Annotated in this window: 23 protein-coding genes and 1 tRNA gene; 16 read left to right on the top strand and 8 right to left on the bottom strand. The window is 38.6% G+C overall.

Going from position 1 to position 19,383, the window contains the following annotated elements; genetic code table 11:
• Positions 1–46: 46 nt before the first annotated feature.
• Positions 47–973, top strand: coding sequence for a LysR family transcriptional regulator (locus DK865_RS01100; protein WP_109390943.1), 927 nt, complete (start codon positions 47–49; stop codon positions 971–973).
• Here the strand turns inward: DK865_RS01100 and DK865_RS01105 are convergent.
• The gene (locus DK865_RS01105; protein WP_109390944.1) at positions 950–1,870 is read right to left on the bottom strand and encodes a LysR family transcriptional regulator; all 921 of its coding nucleotides are present in this window, start codon (positions 1,868–1,870) and stop codon (positions 950–952) included. The genes DK865_RS01100 and DK865_RS01105 overlap by 24 nt on opposite strands.
• Positions 1,871–1,975: 105 nt before the next feature.
• On the opposite strand from DK865_RS01105, the gene DK865_RS01110 reads away from it, so the two are divergent.
• Both DK865_RS01110 and DK865_RS01115 read left to right on the top strand, forming a co-directional pair.
• On the top strand, positions 1,976–2,848 hold the full coding sequence (locus DK865_RS01110) for an MBL fold metallo-hydrolase (RefSeq protein WP_023581012.1): 873 nt from the start codon (positions 1,976–1,978) through the stop codon (positions 2,846–2,848).
• Positions 2,836–3,504, top strand: a complete 669-nt coding sequence (locus tag DK865_RS01115) for a DsbA family protein (RefSeq protein WP_109390945.1) — start codon at positions 2,836–2,838, stop codon at positions 3,502–3,504. Before DK865_RS01110 ends, DK865_RS01115 begins: the two co-directional genes overlap by 13 nt.
• A 108-nt stretch (positions 3,505–3,612) precedes the next feature.
• Here DK865_RS01115 and DK865_RS01120 read toward each other — a convergent pair whose 3' ends face one another.
• Complete coding sequence (locus tag DK865_RS01120; RefSeq protein ID WP_109390946.1) at positions 3,613–4,266, bottom strand: prepilin peptidase; 654 nt, start codon at positions 4,264–4,266, stop codon at positions 3,613–3,615.
• A gap of 252 nt (positions 4,267–4,518) precedes the next feature.
• Here DK865_RS01120 and rsmE point away from each other — a divergent pair, with 252 nt between their 5' ends.
• The 4 genes from rsmE (at position 4,519) to ruvX (ending at position 7,342) form a co-directional block, all read left to right on the top strand.
• Positions 4,519–5,250, top strand: a complete 732-nt coding sequence (rsmE, locus tag DK865_RS01125; protein WP_023581013.1) for a 16S rRNA (uracil(1498)-N(3))-methyltransferase — start codon at positions 4,519–4,521, stop codon at positions 5,248–5,250.
• A 10-nt stretch (positions 5,251–5,260) separates the two neighbouring features.
• On the top strand, positions 5,261–6,217 hold the full coding sequence (gshB, locus tag DK865_RS01130; protein WP_023581014.1) for a glutathione synthase: 957 nt from the start codon (positions 5,261–5,263) through the stop codon (positions 6,215–6,217).
• Positions 6,218–6,359: 142 nt separating this feature from the next.
• Positions 6,360–6,923 carry a YqgE/AlgH family protein gene (locus tag DK865_RS01135; RefSeq protein ID WP_023581015.1) on the top strand — a complete coding sequence of 188 codons (564 nt, stop codon included), beginning with the start codon at positions 6,360–6,362 and terminating at the stop codon, positions 6,921–6,923.
• Positions 6,923–7,342, top strand: a complete 420-nt coding sequence (gene ruvX / locus DK865_RS01140; RefSeq protein WP_023581016.1) for a Holliday junction resolvase RuvX — start codon at positions 6,923–6,925, stop codon at positions 7,340–7,342. Before DK865_RS01135 ends, ruvX begins: the two co-directional genes overlap by 1 nt.
• A 42-nt stretch (positions 7,343–7,384) precedes the next feature.
• On the opposite strand, the gene DK865_RS01145 is transcribed toward ruvX, so the two are convergent.
• Positions 7,385–8,389: a type IV pilus twitching motility protein PilT gene (locus DK865_RS01145; protein ID WP_109390947.1), complete on the bottom strand. Its 1,005-nt coding sequence runs from the start codon at positions 8,387–8,389 to the stop codon at positions 7,385–7,387.
• Between the two features lie 21 nt (positions 8,390–8,410).
• Between DK865_RS01145 and DK865_RS01150 the strand changes: the two genes are divergently transcribed.
• From DK865_RS01150 to hemW, 5 genes are read left to right on the top strand one after another with little or no spacing between them, the layout of a single operon-like run.
• Positions 8,411–9,109: a YggS family pyridoxal phosphate-dependent enzyme gene (locus DK865_RS01150; protein ID WP_109390948.1), complete on the top strand. Its 699-nt coding sequence runs from the start codon at positions 8,411–8,413 to the stop codon at positions 9,107–9,109.
• Positions 9,110–9,123: 14 nt separating this feature from the next.
• A complete protein-coding gene (gene proC, locus DK865_RS01155) occupies positions 9,124–9,942 on the top strand; it encodes a pyrroline-5-carboxylate reductase (protein ID WP_023581019.1) in 819 nt (272 codons plus the stop codon).
• A gap of 18 nt (positions 9,943–9,960) precedes the next feature.
• On the top strand, positions 9,961–10,518 hold the full coding sequence (locus tag DK865_RS01160; protein ID WP_023581020.1) for a YggT family protein: 558 nt from the start codon (positions 9,961–9,963) through the stop codon (positions 10,516–10,518).
• Positions 10,519–10,529: 11 nt separating this feature from the next.
• Complete coding sequence (gene rdgB, locus DK865_RS01165; protein WP_023581021.1) at positions 10,530–11,123, top strand: RdgB/HAM1 family non-canonical purine NTP pyrophosphatase; 594 nt, start codon at positions 10,530–10,532, stop codon at positions 11,121–11,123.
• Positions 11,116–12,246 (top strand): radical SAM family heme chaperone HemW, encoded by a 1,131-nt coding sequence (gene hemW, locus DK865_RS01170; protein WP_109390949.1) that lies wholly within the window; start codon positions 11,116–11,118, stop codon positions 12,244–12,246. Before rdgB ends, hemW begins: the two co-directional genes overlap by 8 nt.
• A gap of 105 nt (positions 12,247–12,351) precedes the next feature.
• On the opposite strand, the gene DK865_RS01175 is transcribed toward hemW, so the two are convergent.
• The 5 genes from DK865_RS01175 to trmB form a co-directional block, all read right to left on the bottom strand.
• On the bottom strand, positions 12,352–13,302 hold the full coding sequence (locus DK865_RS01175; RefSeq protein WP_109390950.1) for a siderophore ABC transporter substrate-binding protein: 951 nt from the start codon (positions 13,300–13,302) through the stop codon (positions 12,352–12,354).
• 173 nt (positions 13,303–13,475) lie between these two features.
• Positions 13,476–14,213, bottom strand: coding sequence for a DUF2884 family protein (locus DK865_RS01180; RefSeq protein WP_023581024.1), 738 nt, complete (start codon positions 14,211–14,213; stop codon positions 13,476–13,478).
• Between the two features lie 22 nt (positions 14,214–14,235).
• Positions 14,236–15,162, bottom strand: a complete 927-nt coding sequence (gene glsB, locus DK865_RS01185; protein WP_109390951.1) for a glutaminase B — start codon at positions 15,160–15,162, stop codon at positions 14,236–14,238.
• 74 nt (positions 15,163–15,236) lie between these two features.
• Positions 15,237–15,563, bottom strand: a complete 327-nt coding sequence (locus DK865_RS01190) for a YggL family protein (RefSeq protein WP_023581025.1) — start codon at positions 15,561–15,563, stop codon at positions 15,237–15,239.
• Positions 15,563–16,282 carry a tRNA (guanosine(46)-N7)-methyltransferase TrmB gene (gene trmB, locus DK865_RS01195; RefSeq protein ID WP_023581026.1) on the bottom strand — a complete coding sequence of 240 codons (720 nt, stop codon included), beginning with the start codon at positions 16,280–16,282 and terminating at the stop codon, positions 15,563–15,565. Before trmB ends, DK865_RS01190 begins: the two co-directional genes overlap by 1 nt.
• 215 nt (positions 16,283–16,497) lie before the next feature.
• Between trmB and mutY the strand changes: the two genes are divergently transcribed.
• The 4 genes from mutY to DK865_RS01215 all read left to right on the top strand — a co-directional run bounded on the left by mutY (position 16,498) and on the right by DK865_RS01215 (position 19,300).
• Positions 16,498–17,538 (top strand): A/G-specific adenine glycosylase, encoded by a 1,041-nt coding sequence (gene mutY / locus DK865_RS01200; RefSeq protein ID WP_109390952.1) that lies wholly within the window; start codon positions 16,498–16,500, stop codon positions 17,536–17,538.
• 29 nt (positions 17,539–17,567) lie between these two features.
• On the top strand, positions 17,568–17,840 hold the full coding sequence (locus tag DK865_RS01205; protein WP_006534840.1) for an oxidative damage protection protein: 273 nt from the start codon (positions 17,568–17,570) through the stop codon (positions 17,838–17,840).
• Between the two features lie 63 nt (positions 17,841–17,903).
• Positions 17,904–18,974: a membrane-bound lytic murein transglycosylase MltC gene (gene mltC, locus DK865_RS01210; protein WP_023581028.1), complete on the top strand. Its 1,071-nt coding sequence runs from the start codon at positions 17,904–17,906 to the stop codon at positions 18,972–18,974.
• A 250-nt stretch (positions 18,975–19,224) separates the two neighbouring features.
• Positions 19,225–19,300 (top strand) — tRNA-Phe (locus tag DK865_RS01215).
• Positions 19,301–19,383: the final 83 nt, after the last annotated feature.

Genomic DNA, 19,383 nt, shown 5'->3' on the forward strand with positions numbered 1-19,383 from the left:
TATCAAATAAGCTACACTCTATTCATCTGTGATATAGGAATGGACAATGAAAACCCCTTTTAATTGGCGACATATTGAAATTTTTCATGCTGTGATGACCACTCAGAATCTAACTGAAGCCGCAGAGTTACTGAAAACATCACAACCCACTGTCAGTAGAGAGTTATCTCGTCTTGAGCATCTATTAGCATTTAGATTATTTGATAGAATAAAAGGCCGTTTACAACCCACAACGGAAGGGTTACGCTTTTTTGAGGAAGTACAACGTTCTTATTATGGCTTAGATAGGATAATTAACGCAGCTGAAAACATTCGCCATTTTAACCAAGCAGAATTGAATATCACCTGCTTGCCCGCATTTGCTCAGTCATTATTACCTTCAATATGTAGACAATTTCTAGATACATATCCAGATGTCAACTTAACCATTGTTCCTCAAGAATCGCCTTTATTAGAAGAGTGGTTATCTGCTCAACATTATGATTTAGGATTGACTGAACACACACAAACACCAGCGGGAACCGAACAAGAAACCGTGCTTACACTCAATGAAGTCGCGGTGTTACCTAAGTCTCACCCATTGTGTAAAAAACCATTGTTATACCCTATTGATTTTCAAGATCAGCGTTTTATTAGCTTGTCTGCCAATGATAGCTACCGACAATTGATTGATACCGTTTTTATTAAAGATGGAATTACACGACATTTAGTGATGGAGACACAAAGTGCCGCCTCTATTTGTGCCATGGTGAGTGAAAATATCGGTATTTCAATCGTTAACCCTATCACCGCACTTGATTATTTAGATAAGTCTATTTGTCTTCGCCCTTTAAGCTTTTCGATTCCCTTTACCATCAGTTTAATTACCCCATCACATCGCCCATCATCACAACTTGTTTCCTATTTTATTGACGTGATGAAAGAGGCATTATCAGATTACCCTAAGCGACTAACCCAAGCTTTTACCCGATAAAGCAAACCAATAAGGTGATGATGAAAACCACTCAACTAAGAAATCCAACAACACTCTGACAGCTGCGGGCATATTTTGCCGACTCGCTAAAACCGCATAAATTCCCATTGGTTGAGCTTGATAGTCAGACAAGACTTGTTCTAATTCACCGTTATCAAGATAAGGTTTGGCTGAATAATAAGGTTGTAGCGATATACCGACTCCTTTTAACGTAGCTTGCAATAAAACAACCGATTCATTTGCACTTAAATTCCCCCCAACAGGTACTGAATAACGTTCATCACCTAAATTAAACTCCCACAAACTACGACCAAAAAATCGGTAAGTTAAACATTGATGCTGAGCAAGTTCATCTGGCGTTTGAGGTATCCCTTTTTTTGCTAAGTAATCTTTATGAGCGCACACTACTGAAAGACAGGTCGCTAGCGAGCGTGCGATTAAATTAGGTTCAAGGTGATTCGTAATACGCAATGCAATATCAATACGTTCTTCCACTAAATTCACGGTTTGATTCGTAATTTGTAAATCAACCGCAATTAAAGGATAACGTTGCATAAACTCACTTATCGCCACTGACAAAACACTATTTGCTAACGATTGTGAACTCGTAATACGCACAAGCCCACTGATTTGATGATGTTCTTTGGGGATATTGGCAGGAATACGTTCAGCCATTTCTAATAACTGTAAACTCTGTTCATATACCATTTCACCTACTGATGTTAGGCTTTGTTTGCGTGTTGTTCTATGCAATAAACGCACCCCTGCCCACTCTTCCATTTCATTTAAATAACGCGTCACCATCGCTCTAGACATACCTAGATAATCAGCCGCTTTTATCATGCTTCCTTGTTTCACAATGGTTACAAACACTTCTGATGCTTTTATTTTATCCATTCTATTTGCTCGATTTACGCAACAATCAATTGCCTAAAATAGGGTTTTTCTCTTGTTTTATGCAACATATTATAGTCAGCAACAACATTATGGAGAAAACAAAAGATGAAAAAATTACTGCCTTTAACACTTGCAACGACCACATTCTTCGCAACATCAGCGCTGGCAACTGATTTAACATTAGATATTTATAACCCAGGAGAAGCGAGTGTTTTTCCTGTTTCATCTGAAATAATTTATGGTGATAAAGATGCCGTTTTAATTGATGCTCAATTTCAAAAAAATGATGCACAAGCGTTGGTTGATAAAATAAAAGCCTCTGGAAAAAACCTGACTTATATCTATATCAGCCATTCTGATCCTGATTTTTATTTTGGGTTAGATGTCATTACTGATGCATTTCCAAATGCCAAAGTGATTGCAACTGCACCCACAATTAAAGCCATTAATGAAACTCAGGCAGGAAAACTTGCCTACTGGGGGCCTGTACTTAAAGAAAATGCCCCTCAAAAAATCATCCTTCCTGAAGTACTAAAAGGCGATAGTTTTTCTTTAGAAGGTGAAACTATTGCAGTCAAAGGCTTAGACGGACAATCTCCAGATAGAACATACCTTTATGTTCCAAAACTTAATGCAGTCATGGGGGGCGTTTTAGTTTCTGAAAATATTCATGTTTGGTTAGCGGATACACAAACTGTAGCAGAGCGCCAACATTGGGTTAGTGCATTACAGCAAATAAAATCACTATCCCCCAAAACGGTTATTCCAGGTCACTATTTACCAAAAGCAACTTATGATCTACAAGCTGTTGACTTCACAATGAATTACTTGATTGAGGCTGAGAAAAATCTTGAAAAGACGAAAAATTCAGATGAATTTATTGCAGCGATGGAAAAAAATCATCAGAATTTAGCCGATAAATCAAGCCTAGAACTTAGTGCAAAAGTACTAAAAGGAGAGATGCAGTGGCCTCAGTAGCAAGCAATACAGGTAATACCCAAGGTACTAAAATATTGCACTATGTTTATGATCCTCTTTGTGGTTGGTGCTACGGCATCGCGCCCCTGATTGAAGCGGTAAGCAATACCTTTCCACACTCTATTAAGTTACATGGTGGTGGATTGTTTACACCAGCAAGAGCCGTAACAGGTGGTCAATCATGGAAAGAGCATGTCACGCCAATTGATGAGCGTATTAGCCAATTATCAGGTCAAGTTTTTAGTCACGCATACAGAGACACTCTTGGTAACACTGACATGGTATTAAACTCACTACTCCCTATTTCAGCCATACTTGTTGCTGAAATAATGGGAAAACGTGATGTGTATTTATTAAAAGCACTACAAGAGGCCTATTACCTTGATGGCTTAAATATCAGTGATAAAGACACACTGCTATTTATTGTGAAAAAACTTGGCTTTGATATTGAACAATTTGCATCCTTACTGTCTGAAATTGGCGAAACACAAGTTCAACAACATTTAAAACAGACACAACAATTAATGACTCAAGTTAATGGTCGCGGTTTTCCGACTTTATTTATTGAAGATAACCAAGGTTATCGCCTGATATCGGTTGAAAAATATTTAGGTGATACAAAACGTTGGCAGCAATTTATAAAAGAAAATCTATAATCTTCTTTTCAGTGTGCTGATTAAATTCCGCACACTGCCTTCTTTATTTCTATCCTTACTATTTAGTGACTTTGTTATAAAATCCGCCCCCAAAAAGATTGAATCCCATTAATTAAAGGGATTAAAAGACGAAAAATAGGAACCTAATACCATTAATGTTGAAAATGCAAGACAAGAGCCAAATGCCACTTTTTTTATACGATTTTTTATCGTGATTAATACTGAAAAATACACACTTAAACCTAAAAAAGAGCCTAGCAAAAGAATATAGGGTAATTTTTCAACCCCACACCATGCGCCAATAGCCCCAAATAATTTTACATCACCAAAACCTAAAACACATTTTTGGTAGATCAAATATCCCCATAAATAGATGCCATAAAAAAGTCCTACACCACCTAGAAAACCATAAAAAGCATGATCAAAAGGCACTAATCCATATGTCGTGTAATTACACAACAACCCTAAAAATATTAGCCAATAAGTCAACGTATTAGGTAGAAGAAAATAATCAGCATCAAAGAAAGAGAGTATTAACAAATAAAAGCTTAATATAGAAAGTAATATCAATAAAGAAAGCGAACTAATTGAAAAAAACCAATATAAACAAACAATAATATAGCTTATGACAAGTTGTTTGCGCCGAGTTTTAGGTAACAAAGATAATAGTGAAAAAGGCAGGCAACACTTAATAAAAACAAAAAAATCATTCAAAAAAGAAAGTAAAGGTCCTTTTATAAAACAAAAGCGACTTAACGGCATAAATATCTACTCCTTAGATACCTCGTTATCCTTAGCTAAACGACTGTATAAGAAGATCAATTTAATACCGAGAATTTTCTTTATAAGAACGATGAAAACATGAAATTTTGAGACAAAACACGCAATAATATTCGCACTATAATAACGATAAAAGCAAAGTGATAACTTGCATGCCATAATGTCATGCGTATGATGCATATCACATATTTTATTTATCACGGTTAACTATCTTTTACGTAAGGGTTTCACGTTATGCGTATTCCTCGCATTTATCATCCAGAACCACTCACAGCAGGTACTCAAACAGCATTAGATGAAGAAGCATCTAATCATGTTGGGCGTGTATTAAGAATGTCTACTGGGCAAAAACTGGCACTGTTTGATGGTTCAAATCAGGTATTTGATGCTGAAATCATAGAAAGCACAAAAAAGTCAGTCACTGTGCAAATTAATGAAAGCATTGTTGATGATAAAGAATCCCCCCTCGACCTCCATTTAGGGCAAGTGCTTTCACGCGGTGAGAAAATGGAGTTTACTATTCAAAAATCAGTAGAATTAGGTGTTAATACGATCACTCCACTGATCTCAGAACGCTGTGGTGTTAAACTTGACCCTAGCCGTTTAGAGAAAAAACATCAGCAATGGAAAAAAATTATTATCTCGGCATGTGAGCAATGTGGCAGAAATAGCATCCCACAATTAATGCCGGTGATGTCATTAGAGGAATGGTGTGCTCAAGATGATGGTAGTTTAAAACTCAATTTACATCCTAGAGCTAACCAAAGTATTAATACCTTACCCTTACCTGTTAAAAAAGTGCGTTTATTGATTGGCCCTGAGGGTGGACTTTCCCCTGAAGAAATCGCCATGACAGCAGAGTTCCATTTTACTGATATTTTATTAGGTCCTCGTGTATTAAGAACTGAAACAACAGCACTCACCGCAATCACCGCTTTACAGGTTCGGTTCGGCGATCTGGGATAAAGGAGAAGTAATGATTAAATTAGGTATTGTGATGGACCCAATTTCATCCATCAAAATCAAAAAAGACACCAGCTTTGCCATGCTATTAGAAGCACAACGTCGTGGCTGGGAAATTCATTATATGGAGATGAACGATCTTTACCTACACCAAGGTGAAGCACGCGCTCACACTCGTTTACTCAGTGTAGAAGAAAACCCAGAAAAATGGTTTGAATTTGGTCAAGAGCAGGATATTGCTTTAGGTGAATTAGATACTATTTTAATGCGTAAAGATCCGCCTTTTGATACCGAGTTTATCTACGCAACCTATATTTTAGAACGCGCTGAAGATATGGGAACACTGATAGTGAATAAGCCACAAAGCTTACGTGACTGTAATGAAAAGCTCTTTACTGCATGGTTTCCAACATTAACGCCAGACACATTAGTTACTCGTGAAGCTAAGCATTTACGTGCATTCCATGAAAAACACGGTGATGTTATTTTCAAACCACTAGATGGTATGGGGGGAGCATCAATCTTCCGCTTGAAAAAAGATGATCCAAACGTAGGTGTTATTATCGAAACATTGACAGAACATGGGCATCGTTTCTGTATGGCACAAAATTTTCTACCTGAAATTGTAAATGGCGATAAACGTATTCTTGTTGTTGATGGCGAGCCAGTACCTTATTGCTTAGCTCGAATTCCTGCAAAAGGTGAAACGCGAGGCAATCTAGCAGCTGGTGGTCGTGGAGAAGCACGTCCATTAACAGAAAGTGACTGGGCAATAGCTCGTCAAGTTGCACCTATTCTTAAACAAAAAGGGCTTATTTTTGTCGGATTAGATGTTATTGGCGATCGTTTGACTGAGATTAACGTTACAAGCCCAACATGCGCACGTGAAATTGAAGCGGCTTATCCTGATGTTTCTATTACAGGCATGTTAATGGATGCTATTGAAGTACGTTTAAACAAGAAAAACTAACTTTTAGACACTGAGATTAAAGGGTTTAAAAGTATGAACCTAGCCCCCACATATTAATCAATAAGCGGTATACATTAAGAAATACAATGTATAAAAGGGCTAGGTTTTTTAATAAAAATGATCAGGGAACAGTACGACTATTATGAATTTACTTAACCATTTTCTTATTGCTATGCCTTCATTAAGCGATCCGTTATTTGAACGCTCGGTCGTCTATGTTTGCGAACATAATGAAAACGGTGCGATGGGCTTAATTATTAATAAACCTATCGAAGATATCTCTGTGGAAGGTGTATTAGATCAACTGGAAATTTTTTCGACTGATAGAGACGAAGCGATTAGCTTACAAAAACCCGTGATGTCAGGAGGTCCAGTTGCAGAAGAGCATGGTTTTATCTTGCATACTCCGGTTTCTGGTTTTAGTTCTAGCATCAAAATTAGTGATAGCACGATGATCACAACATCCAAAGATGTATTAGAAACCTTAGGCACAGCAAGACAACCAGAAAAAACATTAGTCTCTCTAGGTTATTCCAGTTGGGAACAAGGTCAACTAGAGAAAGAAATTTTAGAAAATAGCTGGCTAACCGTTGAAGCCTCACCTCAAATTATTTTTGATACCCCTATTGCTGAACGTTGGCATAAAGCCGCTGAATTAATTGGGATTAATATCCACACCATTTCACCAATCGCGGGTCATGCATAATGTCAAACAGAACGGTAATGGGTTTTGATTTCGGTACTAAAAGCATTGGCGCCGCTATCGGTCAAGAAGTTACAGGAACAGCAAGACCATTAGCCTCATTTAAAGCAAAAGATGGTATTCCTGATTGGACTCAAATCGAAAAAATCATAAAAGAGTGGCAACCAGATTTAGTGGTTGTCGGCTTACCTCTTAATATGGATGGCACTGAACAATTAATCACCACTCAAGCTAAAAAGTTTGCTAATCGCCTACATGGTCGATTTGGTGTACAAATTGCGTTGCATGATGAACGCCTTAGCACCGTAGAAGCTCGCGCTCATCTTTTTGAACGTGGTGGTTACCGTTCCTTAGATAAAGGCAGTGTAGATGCAGCATCTGCCGTTATTATTCTTGAAAGCTGGTTTGAACAGCAATTCTAAAAAATAGATTCCACTTCGTAGCCTATTTTTACTTCTACGTTATCACTCAGCTTGAATTAAACCTTCATGTTGGCGTTGCTGCCGACTTAACATGAAGGTTTGCATACCGTATTCACTACCTGTTTGCATTAACGTTGTCACTTGGTGATATTTTCCTTCTCTAATAAGATGTGAAATACCCTGCGTAACCTGCATTATTTCAAACAACGCCACACGCCCACCTTCAGTTGAAGACACTAACTCTTGTGAAATTATCGCTCTTAAACTGCATGCTAATTGTGATGAAATCCATTGTCGCTCATTACCTGTAAATACATTAGTTACGCGCTCAAGCGTTTGTGCGGCTCCTTGAGTATGCAATGTTGCCAGCACTAAATGGCCTGTTTCTGCTGCCGTTAATGCTAACTGAATACTTTGTGCATCTCTTAATTCACCTAACATAATGACATCAGGATCTTGGCGTAAAGCGCTCTTTATTGCATTTGCAATATGTTGAACATCTCGCCCTATTTCCCTTTGCTGTACAATGCTTTGCTTATTGCTATGTATAAATTCAATAGGATCTTCTAATGTCAAAATATGCTGACGTTGATATTGGTTTAAATAATCAATCATTGCCGCTAATGTTGATGATTTTCCACTTCCTGTTGCGCCAGTCACTAAAATCAAGCCATGAGAATAATTATCTAATAATGTTGAAACCGACTTAGGTACTCGAAGTTTATCTAAAGAAGGAATTTGTGTTTCAATTATTCTTAATACTGCTGAAACACCTTTTTGTTGGCGAAATAAATTAACACGAAGTCGTTGTCCACAAGAGAGTGTAAGTGCCGTATCAACCTGCCCTTCATTCTCAAAAATTTGCTTTTGAACCTCACTTAAAAAAGGACTGATCCACGTTAGTAAACTATCAGAAGTGATAGGTTTACATTGATTTTGTTGATAAAGTATTCCATTGATCCGCAATCGTGGTACATCACCACAACAAAGGTGCAGATCTGAAGCGTTATGCTTTACACTATATGCAATTAAATTTTCCATTTTCATCTTATTATCTCCTGAGTTGCCATGAATACTATTAAACAGAATCTCGTCAATGTCAGGTCTCACATTGACACAGCAGCGCAGAAATGCGGCCGATCTTCAGAAGAAATAACGCTACTTGCAGTGAGTAAAACAAAACCTGCGAGTGACATCGAAAAAGCTATAGCATGTGGACAAACTGAATTTGGTGAAAACTATGTCCAAGAAGGTGTTGATAAAATCCATTATTTTGCTAATAACCATGCCTTAGTTTGGCACTTTATTGGCCCTTTACAGTCAAATAAAACACGCCTTGTTGCTGAAAATTTCGATTGGTGCCATACCATTGATAGATTAAAAATCGCCCAAAGATTAAGTGACCAACGCCCAGATTCATTGCCACCCTTGAATGTACTTATTCAAATTAATATCAGTGATGAAAACAGTAAATCAGGTATTAATCTGACTGAGCTTGATGGGTTAGCGGCACAGATTTCTATTCTTTCAGGCATTAAATTACGCGGGTTAATGGCTATCCCAGCACCTGAAAGCAATTATGACAAACAAGTTGAAGTGTTAGAAAAAATGCATCTCGCATTTAAACAATTACAATCTCAATATCCCAATATAGATACGTTATCTATGGGAATGACCAGTGATATGGAAGCGGCTATTGCTTGTGGTTCAACACTTGTTCGTATTGGTACAGCAATTTTTGGCGCAAGAGATTACGCGACTAAGTAAAAATAGAGGTTTATATGGAACATCGTAACATCGCTTTTATTGGCGCTGGAAATATGGCTCATGCCATTATTGCTGGATTGGTTCAAGGTGGATATCCAGCACATAAGATAACTGTTAGCTCACCTTCTGCCGTTCGTCGCGAACCTTTAGAAAAAGAGTTCGGGATTCATAGTACTAATGACAATATTGATGCCGTTCAAAAAGCAGATGTTATTGTTCTGGCAGTCAAACCACAAATGATGGAAGAAGTTTGTAAGCCCTTACAAAATATCACCATGAGTAAAAAGTTAGTCCTTACTATCGCTGCAGGCATTCCTGCCGCACGTTATAACGACTATTTTGCAACTCAATTACAACTTGTTCGTATTATGCCAAACACCCCAGCACTGGTAGGCAAAGGCTTAAGCGGTATGTTTGCGCATCATTCACTTTCATCTCAAGATAAACAGTTTGCCGACGAATTAATGAAAAGTGTTGGAACAACTGTTTGGGTAGAGCAAGAATCTGCCATCAATGATATTATCGCCGTTGCTGGTAGTGCACCCGCTTATTTCTTCTTGTTTATGGAATCAATGCAACAGGAAGCTGAACGTTTAGGTTTTTCACCTGAGGTAGCAAGAGCGATTGTTCAACAAGCCGCAAGCGGTTCTACCGCCTTAGCTGAGAAACAACATATGTTACCTTTCTCAACTTTACGCGAGCAAGTAACATCAAAAGGTGGAACCACCGCAGCTGCACTTATGCAGTTTTATGACGGTAAATTACCTGAAAACGTCGCTTCTGCCATGCAAGCTGCGATTAAACGTGCGCAAGAAATGGAAAAACAATTTTAATTTCATCAGGGCCAACTAATGAATTTTTTAAATTTCGTCATTCTGACTCTTCTTCAACTCTACACATCCGTCCTTCTATTACGTGTTTGGATGCAATGTGTTAGAGCTGATTTTTATAATCCTTTTTCACAATTTATCGTCAAGATCACACAGCCAATTGTTCGCCCATTAAGAAGTGTTATTCCTTCTATCGGTCCTATTGATACCGCTTCAGTCTTATTAGCCTATATACTCATTCTACTTGGGATTATTATTCCATCTTACTTATCAGGAACATCTATTCCTTTCTCTTTAATGTTCCCATTTGCCTTTATTGAACTGCTCACAGCAGCAGGTAAGATGATTTTCTGGTTGATCATTATCCGCGCAATCCTTAGCTGGGTAAGCCAAGGTCGTAATCCAATTGACCATCTTTTATTTCAATTGACAGAACCTTTAATGGCTCCAATTCGCCGCGTTATCCCAGCAATGGGAGGGTTAGATTTCTCAGCAATGATTGTTATTCTTGTGCTTTATGCTCTGAATTATCTGCGTGTAGACGTTTTACAATGGCTACTTAGCGTAACGCTTTACTAAGGATAACACGCATGCAAAAAGTCGTTCTCGCAACAGGAAATCCCGGAAAAGTTAAAGAGTTAGCATCCTTACTTTCTGATTTTGGTTTAGATATTGTTGCACAAACAGCACTTGGTGTTGATTCTGTTGAAGAAACGGGCTTAACCTTTGTTGAAAACGCGCTAATTAAAGCGCGTCATGCGGCAAAGGTGACCGGTCTTCCCGCCATTGCTGATGATTCTGGTATTTCGGTAGATGCGTTAGGTGGTGCTCCAGGTATTTACTCAGCACGCTATGCGGGTGTTGATGCAAGTGATCAGCAAAACTTAGATAAATTGCTTGATGCAATGAAAGATATACCCGCTGAAAAACGCCAAGCACAATTTAACTGTGTTTTAGTTTATATGCGCCATGAAAACGATCCAACTCCGCTGATTTTTCACGGCATTTGGCACGGTACATTAAGTACAGAAATGCACGGTGAAGGAGGATTTGGCTACGATCCTATTTTCTTTGTTCCTGAATTAAATTGTACTGCGGCACAATTAACTAAAGAGCAAAAAAATCAGCATTCGCATCGTGGAAAAGCACTTAAATTAATGTTGGATGCGCTTAAGAATGCTTAAGTTGCCCCCATTAAGTTTGTATATTCATATTCCTTGGTGTGTACAAAAATGCCCTTATTGTGATTTCAATTCACACACCTTAAAAGGTGAAGTGCCACATCAGGAATATGTGCAACATTTACTCAATGATTTAGATGCTGATCTTGTTCACATTGGCTCCCGTGAAGTCCAAACAATATTTATTGGTGGCGGTACACCAAGCTTATTAAGCGCTGAGTCAATGGCTGATTTACTTTATGGTGTGAAAGAGCGCATTGCTGTTAGCCCTAATGCAGAAATTACCATGGAAGCGAATCCAGGAACCGTAGAAGCAGAACGCTTTTCGGGCTTCCAACGTGCAGGTGTAAATCGTATTTCTATTGGCGTGCAAAGTTTTGGCGACGATAAGCTTATTCGTTTAGGCCGTATTCATGATGCTGGTGAAGCTAAAAATGCGGCTCGATTAGCCAAAGAATTAGGCTTACGTAGCTTTAATTTAGATTTAATGCATGGATTGCCAGACCAATCATTATCTCAAGCACTTTCTGATTTACAGCAAGCAATCGCGTTATCACCCCCCCATTTGTCTTGGTATCAATTAACCATTGAACCCAATACACAATTTGGCTCTCGCCCTCCCAAGTTACCTGATGACGATATGCTGTGGGATATTTTTTCAGAAGGCGACAAATTACTGACTGCAGCAGGTTATCAACAATATGAAACATCGGCATATTGCAAGCCAGGCTTTCAGTGTGAGCACAACTTAAACTATTGGCGTTTTGGGGATTATTTAGGCATCGGTTGTGGCGCTCATGGAAAAATAAGCTTTGAAGACGGTCGCATAATGCGAACAGTAAAAACCAAGCACCCCAAAGGTTTTATGGAAGGTCGTTATCTCCACCAGCAAAATTTTGTTGATAATGATGACCGTCCATTTGAATTTTTTATGAACCGTTTTCGTCTCTTAGAAGCATTTCCAAGACAGGATTTCAGCGATTATACAGGACTCTCTGAAGAGGCTATTCGCCACCAAATAGATGAAGCGTTGGCTTTGGGTTATATCAGTGAGACTGAAACACACTGGCAAATAACACCACACGGCAAATTGTTCCTCAATTCATTACTAGAGCTATTTCTCTAAATGATTTATCACTCAATGGACTAACAACAAAAATGCCCATACTGTTATTCACAATATGGGCATTTTTTATTTATTGATGAAGCCATTTAAACGATCATAGAAATCTTAAAGTGCGCTTTCTACTGCCTCAATCTGCTTAGTTAAGCTGTCTAACCCACCACCAGAGAGATACCAAAGATCTGCTTGTAGATAAATAATACCGTCATTTTTATAGGCCGAAGTTGTTTTTATTATCTCGTTTTCAAATGTCGCCTTGTCTAATTTATCTGCACCAATGGCTTCGCTACGATCCACAATTAAAATAACATCAGGATTAACTTTTGCGATCATTTCAGGTGTTACCACACGACGCTTGCCTTTCTCTTCTTCAGCAACAGGCGGTAATTCGGCTCTTTTAGCGTTAACAACATCATAAACAACACTTTGATTATTAGGCATTAAATTGCCAGCATTATGTAATAGCACTAACACTTTTTTATCCGACTCTGCTGCTTTTTTCTGAGCTTGCTCAATAACCGTATTTAACTTAGTCAGTTGCTCTTGAGTCGCTTGCTGTTTATCAAATAATTCACCTAATAACTTGATATTTGATTCAACGGAATTGAGATAATTAGCACTATTCGTACCTAAATTAACTGTAGGTGCTATTTTCGCTAACGCATCATAAGATGCACCTTGACGACCCGTGATAATAATTAAATCAGGTTTAATCTCCGCTAATTTTTCTAAGTCAGGCGCCTTCATACCACCGACATTAGCCACATTACTTGCAATACTTCCTTTAATATAAGCAGGTGCATTACCTAATGGCAACCCCACCACTTTATCAGCTAAACCTAACTGAACTAAAGAATCATATAAACCAAAATCAAAGAGAACAACCTTTGAAGGGTTCTTAATAACCGACGTTTCACCCAACAGGTGTTTAATTACCATTTTTCCACTTTGCTGACTAATAACTTGATTAGGTTGGTATTCGATTGGTGTTTTACTTAACGCCGAGAAACTTGTTACAGAAAGGATAGATGCGATAACTAAAGGGAGGATCTTCTTCATTAATTTTGCCCTGTTTAAGTGAAATACTCAAACAGGGCATTCTAAACAGCTCTTCTCACAAGTCAATTGAATAAGAATGATTTTCATTATTATTTTCAATAATTGTGAGTCGGTCATTTATAAAACTTATTAACTATCTGGTTAATAGCCCAATCATTAAAGAGACGGATCAGCTACTTCTTTAATGAATTAATTAATTCTATGCGCTGGTTTTCCATCTGAGTGATTTTACTGCAAGCTTGCTGACCAAATTGAGTAAACGCCGCTTCTTGCTGCTTCCACTCCTGATCTATAATCTTTTGAAAACCATCTAAGCTGCCTAATAATCCACCTAAGGCTTTTTTACTGTCGCCACCAGCGGCTGCTAATAACTGTTTTTTCCCCAATTCATTAATGCTGTCTTGCAACATCCCCCCTAGACTGCTTTCTACGATTTCACGACCTTTGGCTTCAACTTCTTTAATGGCTTGAGAATGAAACGTAATGTTATTCGGCTCTATGCTGACCACCCTATCCATTTGCTGATTAAGATCTTTCTCTAATCGACTTAATCTATTGAGGATATTGCTTTCTTTACCAAAAGCTTCAATCACTACTTTATCAAGCACTTTACGAGAATCTTGCAGTTTTACCCCTGTTTCAGTTCTTAACCAAGGTACGTCTCGTCTTACTGTGGCTTGATATTTTTTTGCTAACTCTTGTTGGTGTGGTGTCAATGTGGCACTTTTTTCATTTTGAAATAATGTGCCGTCTGGATAAATGACCATTAAACCATGTGAACCAGCGACTTCAACGAATTCGGAGGTTATGCGTAAATCATCTTTTGGCATTACCGCACAATCAAAACTGGGTGATGCATTTGCTGTACCCGCAACAAAAAACAGAGTGACAGCAATATTTCTTAAATTCATAACAACTCTCCTGAAAACACACCTAAAAAATTGAACGCCCGACTTTGTTTGCTAATAATTCAAGTGCTGCACAGCCTGCTAATGAGTTACCTGATTTATCCAGCTCTGGCGACCAAACTGCAACCGTAAAGGCATCAGGAACAACCGCAATAATGCCACCACCCACGCCTGATTTTCCGGGAATACCAATACGAAAGGCAAATTCACCGGCACCATCATACATTCCGCAGGTTAACATTAATGCATTTATTTGACGGGTTTGTCTTGGCGTAATAATCTGATTTTTATTCCCTACGCACACACCTTGATTAGCTAAATAGCTAAAACATTGCGCTAACTCGGTGCAACTCATCTCTATTGAGCAATAGTGAAAATAAGTTTCAAGCACCGTAATAACATCATTCTCAAAATTACCAAAAGATTTCATCAGATAAGCGATTGATGCATTCCGACTAAGATGCTCCATCTCTGATTTTGCAACCACTGAGTTATAGCAAATGTCAGGAGTATCAGTAAGAAAACGGATCACTTCTAACATTCTTTGCTTAGGTGCACTTAATCGAGACTGCAACATATCAGTGATAACAATAGCACCAGCATTAATAAAAGGGTTACGCGGTATTCCTTTTTCCATTTCTAACTGTATCAAGGAATTAAAAGGTAGCCCTGATGGCTCTTTTCCTACACGTTGCCAAATTTCATTTTCTTCATAACGTGTTAAAGCAAGCGTTAAGCTAAGTACTTTAGAAATAGATTGAATCGAAAAACGCTTATCAGCCATACCTGATTGATAGAGTTCACCATCAACCGTATAAACAGCCATAGCAAGCTGTTCTGGAGGTATTTGAGCCAATGCGGGAATATAATCCGCGACTTTTCCTTGCCCAATTAATGGGCGAATTTGTTGCAAAATATCTGACAGTAATTCGTTAGATAACGTTGTAGTCACAGTCCCTTCCCCAGACAGACAAGGGCATCCTTTTGGATGCCCTTGTAATTATTTGCTAAATGTATAACTTTCTATCAATCCCACCAAACATCAAATAGTTCAGAGGTTTGTACATCTTGCATTTTGCTCTCTTTGAGGAAGTTTTCGACTAATTGGCGATGTTCTTCTGTACATTTACCAATTTGTTGTAAGCAGATTAAACCTTCCCAGCTCAGGTAACCACTTGCATCAAATGCTAGCCCGTTTGGCTCAATAACTTTGAGGATCAGTTCATCAACAAAGCGATCTACTTCCTCAATAGGGGTATTTTCTGGGAAAGTCCATTTAACTGAGAAACCTAATTCCTGAAATTCATCGATACGCATTTTTTTGCGTAAGCGGCGACTACGTTGTTTAGCCATTATTTTACCCTCTTAAACATAAGATCCCAGACTCCATGCCCTAAACGATGACCGCGTTTTTCAAACTTAGTCACAGGGCGTGTTTCTGGTCGTGGTACATAATCCTGAGTTTCTGACAAATTTTGATAACCTTCAACACTTGTCATCACTTCAAGCATATGTTCTGCATATGGTTCCCAATCTGTCGCCATATGAAAAACACCGTCTAACGTTAATTTTTTTAAAATTAATTCGGCAAAAGGCACTTGAACAATACGGCGTTTATTATGACGCGCTTTGTGCCATGGATCAGGAAAGAATAACTGAACCATTTTTAAACTATTATCTGGGATCATATGATTGAGCACTTCAATCGCATCGTGACACATGACTCTCAGATTACTTAATTGCTCTTCTTCTGCATTAGCAAGACAAGCACCAACACCCGGTGCATGCACTTCAATACCGAAATAATTATTTTCTGGTGTATTTTTTGCCATAGTCACGAGCGATGCGCCCATGCCGAAGCCTATTTCTAATATTACAGGCGCTTCGCGTCCAAAAACCTGACTGAAGTCGATAGGTTCCGGCTGATAATCAATACCAAAGGCAGGCCACTGTGTTTCTAATGCTTGCTCTTGACGAGGCGTTAAACGACCTTGTCTACGAACAAAACTACGAACGCGTCGTAAAGCACGCCCTTCTTCATTGAATTCCGGAGAAATTACATTCTTGATCATGTCTAATACTGTCAGTCGTTAGGCCAATTATTTACTTAAAATCGTTATAATGTCGCTATGGTGCAATTTAACCGACATTATCCAAAGATCACTAAGTTTAGCAAGAGTCACTTATAGAAGCATCACTCTATAAGATAAATATTAAGAGTGTTTACAGTTTATTCTCTCTGTGGTGCAATCTTACCTTAATCAGAACATGAGTTAATAAAATAAACATGATGGAAGCTCTGCAATTTTCGCAAGTCGTACTCACTTGGTATCACAAATATGGGCGCAAAACGCTTCCTTGGCAGCAAGAGAAAACGCCTTATCACGTATGGTTATCTGAAGTAATGTTGCAACAAACTCAAGTAGCGACGGTTATTCCTTATTTTGAGCGTTTTATTGCACGTTTTCCTGATGTTAACGCATTAGCTAAAGCCCCTCTTGATGAAGTCCTTCACCTCTGGACTGGTCTTGGCTATTACGCAAGAGCTAGAAACTTGCATAAAGCAGCACAACACATTGTAGATAAACATCAAGGGCTGTTTCCTGATACCTTTGAGGACGTTTGTGCCTTACCTGGTGTTGGGCGTTCAACCGCGGGTGCTATTTTATCGTTATCGCTAAAAAAACCTTATCCAATTCTTGATGGTAATGTGAAACGTGTTTTAGCACGCTGTTATGCTGTAGAAGGTTGGCCAGGTAAAAAAGAGGTTGAAAATACGTTGTGGGAGATCAGCGAAACCGTCACCCCTGTTGAAGGTGTCGAGTATTTTAATCAGGCAATGATGGATTTAGGTGCAATGGTTTGCACCAGAAGCAAGCCTAAATGTGAATTATGTCCATTAAATAGTGGTTGTATCGCTTATGCTCAAAACAATTGGGCGGATTACCCTGGGAAAAAACCTAAAAAGGTGATCCCTGAGAAAACAACTTATTTTCTTATTTTACAATATGATAATCTTGTTTGGTTAGATCAAAGACCACCAGCAGGAATATGGGGTGGGTTATTTGCCTTTCCTCAATTTGAAACAAAAGCGCTTTTAGAACAGTGGTTAGCTGAGCATGGACTCGATAATAATGAAGCAGAGCAACTGATTTCATTTAGGCATACGTTTAGCCACTTTCATTTAGATATTGTGCCAATTTGCGTAAAACTCTCGACGTTTACCGCTATGATGGAGACGCAAAAAGGACTTTGGTATAACTTACAGACACCTGCAACCGTAGGGTTAGCAGCACCTGTAGAGAATTTACTTAGACAATTAGCCTAAGCTAATACCTGCGATATTGAGGATTTATTATGAGCAGAACTATTTTTTGTACTTTCCTTAACAAAGAAGCCGATGGACTTGATTTTCAGTTGTACCCAGGAGAAATTGGAAAGCGCATTTTCAATGAGATTTCAAAAGAAGCATGGGCTCAATGGATGGCAAAACAGACTATGCTTATCAATGAGAAAAAACTTAACACCATGAATCCTGATGATCGCAAACTACTAGAACAAGAAATGGTGCGATTTTTATTCGAAGGCCATGATGTTCATATTGACGGTTACACACCACCTGAAAAATAATATTCACTTTTCCAGAGCCTTAAAGGCTCTGGTGTTTTATTCACCATAGCGATGCAATTGACCATGAAAAAAATCCTTCTCTTGCTGATTATCGCCCCTCTACTCATTTCATGTAGTAGTCAACCGCCAAAAACATTTGAGCCCGATTACGCAAAGGACACCAATGCATTCGATATTCTTATGGGGCAATTTGCCAATAATATCGAAATGATTTGGGGTATGAAGGAAGTATTAATCGCAGGGCCTAAAGATTACGTAAAATATACTAATGCTTATAAAACACGTAGCCATATTAATTTTGAAGCCGGTACCATTACAATAGAAACTTTAGGTGATGATGCACCTCAATTCCAATTGCATAAGGCGATAGTCACAACGTTATTAATGGGTGAAGATCCCGGTTCTATTGACCTCTACTCTGACGTTAATAATATTCCTCATAGCACTGAACCGTTTTTATTTGGACAGGTTCTTGATAATACGGGGCAACCTATACGTTGGGAATGGCGAGCCAATAAGTTTGCAGATTATCTGATTGCTAATAAATTACAAAAACGCCAGTCTGGTATAAATACCATTTGGTATGTCACCATTAATCTTGTTCCTAATCACCTTGATAAACGTGCGCATAAATATTTACCGTTAGTGCAACAAGCAGCCGCTAAATATGGAGTTGAACCATCATTAATCTTGGCAATTATGCAAATTGAATCAAGTTTTAATCCATATGCGGTGAGTAGTTCTGATGCTCTAGGTTTAATGCAAATCATGCCAGCAACGGCAGGACGGGATGTATTCCGAATGCAAGGAAAATCGGGACAACCAAGTCGTAGTTACTTATTTGATCCGGCTAATAACATCGATGCCGGTGCAGCTTATATCTCAATACTGCAAAATAGTTATCTTGGCGATATCAAAGATCCTATTTCACGCCGTTACGCCGTTATACAGGCTTACAACGGTGGTGCAGGCAGTGTGTTACGGATATTCCATAACGATAAGAAACAGGCAGCAGCCATGATTAACAACTTAGAGCCAGCACAGGTGTATACCACATTACGTAATAAACACCCTGCCGACCAATCTCGTCGTTATCTTGAGAAAGTCAGTACCGCTCAACGTAACTACCGTTAGTTAATATTTAATCTAAAAAACCAAGCTTCCCCAATAAATTTGGGGAAGCTTTTTTTGTTATTGAGGCTTAATAAGCAGTTTATCGTCATGTGTTTTTTGTGTATTGAAAAAAGCGTTAGCTTTATTTTTGCGCATTTCCCACGATAAATCGCGTTTTATCAACCAATAAGTTTAAAAAAACAGCAATCAAACAGTTTTGTGATAAATAACGTTGACGAGCAAAGCGATATCGGGTTTAATACGCCCCGTTGCCCGAATAGCTCAGTCGGTAGAGCAGGGGATTGAAAATCCCCGTGTCCTTGGTTCGATTCCGAGTTCGGGCACCATCTTTCACTTGTTCGTCAGTGAGTTAAATCACTGAGAGGGCAAAAAAGAGTTGAAAAATATAATTTGGCACTGTCACTTTATG

This window comes from Proteus cibi (assembly GCF_003144405.1).
Lineage (GTDB): Bacteria > Pseudomonadota > Gammaproteobacteria > Enterobacterales > Enterobacteriaceae > Proteus > Proteus cibi.

What these genes read in the sequence shown, in the direction of transcription:
- DK865_RS01100 (WP_109390943.1), top strand. Translation starts at nt 47, where the DNA reads ATGAAAACCCCTTTTAATTGGCGACATATTGAAATTTTTCATGCTGTG.
- DK865_RS01105 (WP_109390944.1), bottom strand. Translation starts at nt 1,870, where the DNA reads ATGGATAAAATAAAAGCATCAGAAGTGTTTGTAACCATTGTGAAACAA.
- DK865_RS01110 (WP_023581012.1), top strand. Translation starts at nt 1,976, where the DNA reads ATGAAAAAATTACTGCCTTTAACACTTGCAACGACCACATTCTTCGCA.
- DK865_RS01120 (WP_109390946.1), bottom strand. Translation starts at nt 4,266, where the DNA reads ATGCCGTTAAGTCGCTTTTGTTTTATAAAAGGACCTTTACTTTCTTTT.
- rsmE (WP_023581013.1), top strand. Translation starts at nt 4,519, where the DNA reads ATGCGTATTCCTCGCATTTATCATCCAGAACCACTCACAGCAGGTACT.
- gshB (WP_023581014.1), top strand. Translation starts at nt 5,261, where the DNA reads ATGATTAAATTAGGTATTGTGATGGACCCAATTTCATCCATCAAAATC.
- DK865_RS01135 (WP_023581015.1), top strand. Translation starts at nt 6,360, where the DNA reads ATGAATTTACTTAACCATTTTCTTATTGCTATGCCTTCATTAAGCGAT.
- ruvX (WP_023581016.1), top strand. Translation starts at nt 6,923, where the DNA reads ATGTCAAACAGAACGGTAATGGGTTTTGATTTCGGTACTAAAAGCATT.
- DK865_RS01145 (WP_109390947.1), bottom strand. Translation starts at nt 8,389, where the DNA reads ATGAAAATGGAAAATTTAATTGCATATAGTGTAAAGCATAACGCTTCA.
- DK865_RS01150 (WP_109390948.1), top strand. Translation starts at nt 8,411, where the DNA reads ATGAATACTATTAAACAGAATCTCGTCAATGTCAGGTCTCACATTGAC.
- proC (WP_023581019.1), top strand. Translation starts at nt 9,124, where the DNA reads ATGGAACATCGTAACATCGCTTTTATTGGCGCTGGAAATATGGCTCAT.
- DK865_RS01160 (WP_023581020.1), top strand. Translation starts at nt 9,961, where the DNA reads ATGAATTTTTTAAATTTCGTCATTCTGACTCTTCTTCAACTCTACACA.
- rdgB (WP_023581021.1), top strand. Translation starts at nt 10,530, where the DNA reads ATGCAAAAAGTCGTTCTCGCAACAGGAAATCCCGGAAAAGTTAAAGAG.
- hemW (WP_109390949.1), top strand. Translation starts at nt 11,116, where the DNA reads ATGCTTAAGTTGCCCCCATTAAGTTTGTATATTCATATTCCTTGGTGT.
- DK865_RS01175 (WP_109390950.1), bottom strand. Translation starts at nt 13,302, where the DNA reads ATGAAGAAGATCCTCCCTTTAGTTATCGCATCTATCCTTTCTGTAACA.
- DK865_RS01180 (WP_023581024.1), bottom strand. Translation starts at nt 14,213, where the DNA reads ATGAATTTAAGAAATATTGCTGTCACTCTGTTTTTTGTTGCGGGTACA.
- DK865_RS01190 (WP_023581025.1), bottom strand. Translation starts at nt 15,563, where the DNA reads ATGGCTAAACAACGTAGTCGCCGCTTACGCAAAAAAATGCGTATCGAT.
- trmB (WP_023581026.1), bottom strand. Translation starts at nt 16,282, where the DNA reads ATGATCAAGAATGTAATTTCTCCGGAATTCAATGAAGAAGGGCGTGCT.
- mutY (WP_109390952.1), top strand. Translation starts at nt 16,498, where the DNA reads ATGATGGAAGCTCTGCAATTTTCGCAAGTCGTACTCACTTGGTATCAC.
- DK865_RS01205 (WP_006534840.1), top strand. Translation starts at nt 17,568, where the DNA reads ATGAGCAGAACTATTTTTTGTACTTTCCTTAACAAAGAAGCCGATGGA.
- mltC (WP_023581028.1), top strand. Translation starts at nt 17,904, where the DNA reads ATGAAAAAAATCCTTCTCTTGCTGATTATCGCCCCTCTACTCATTTCA.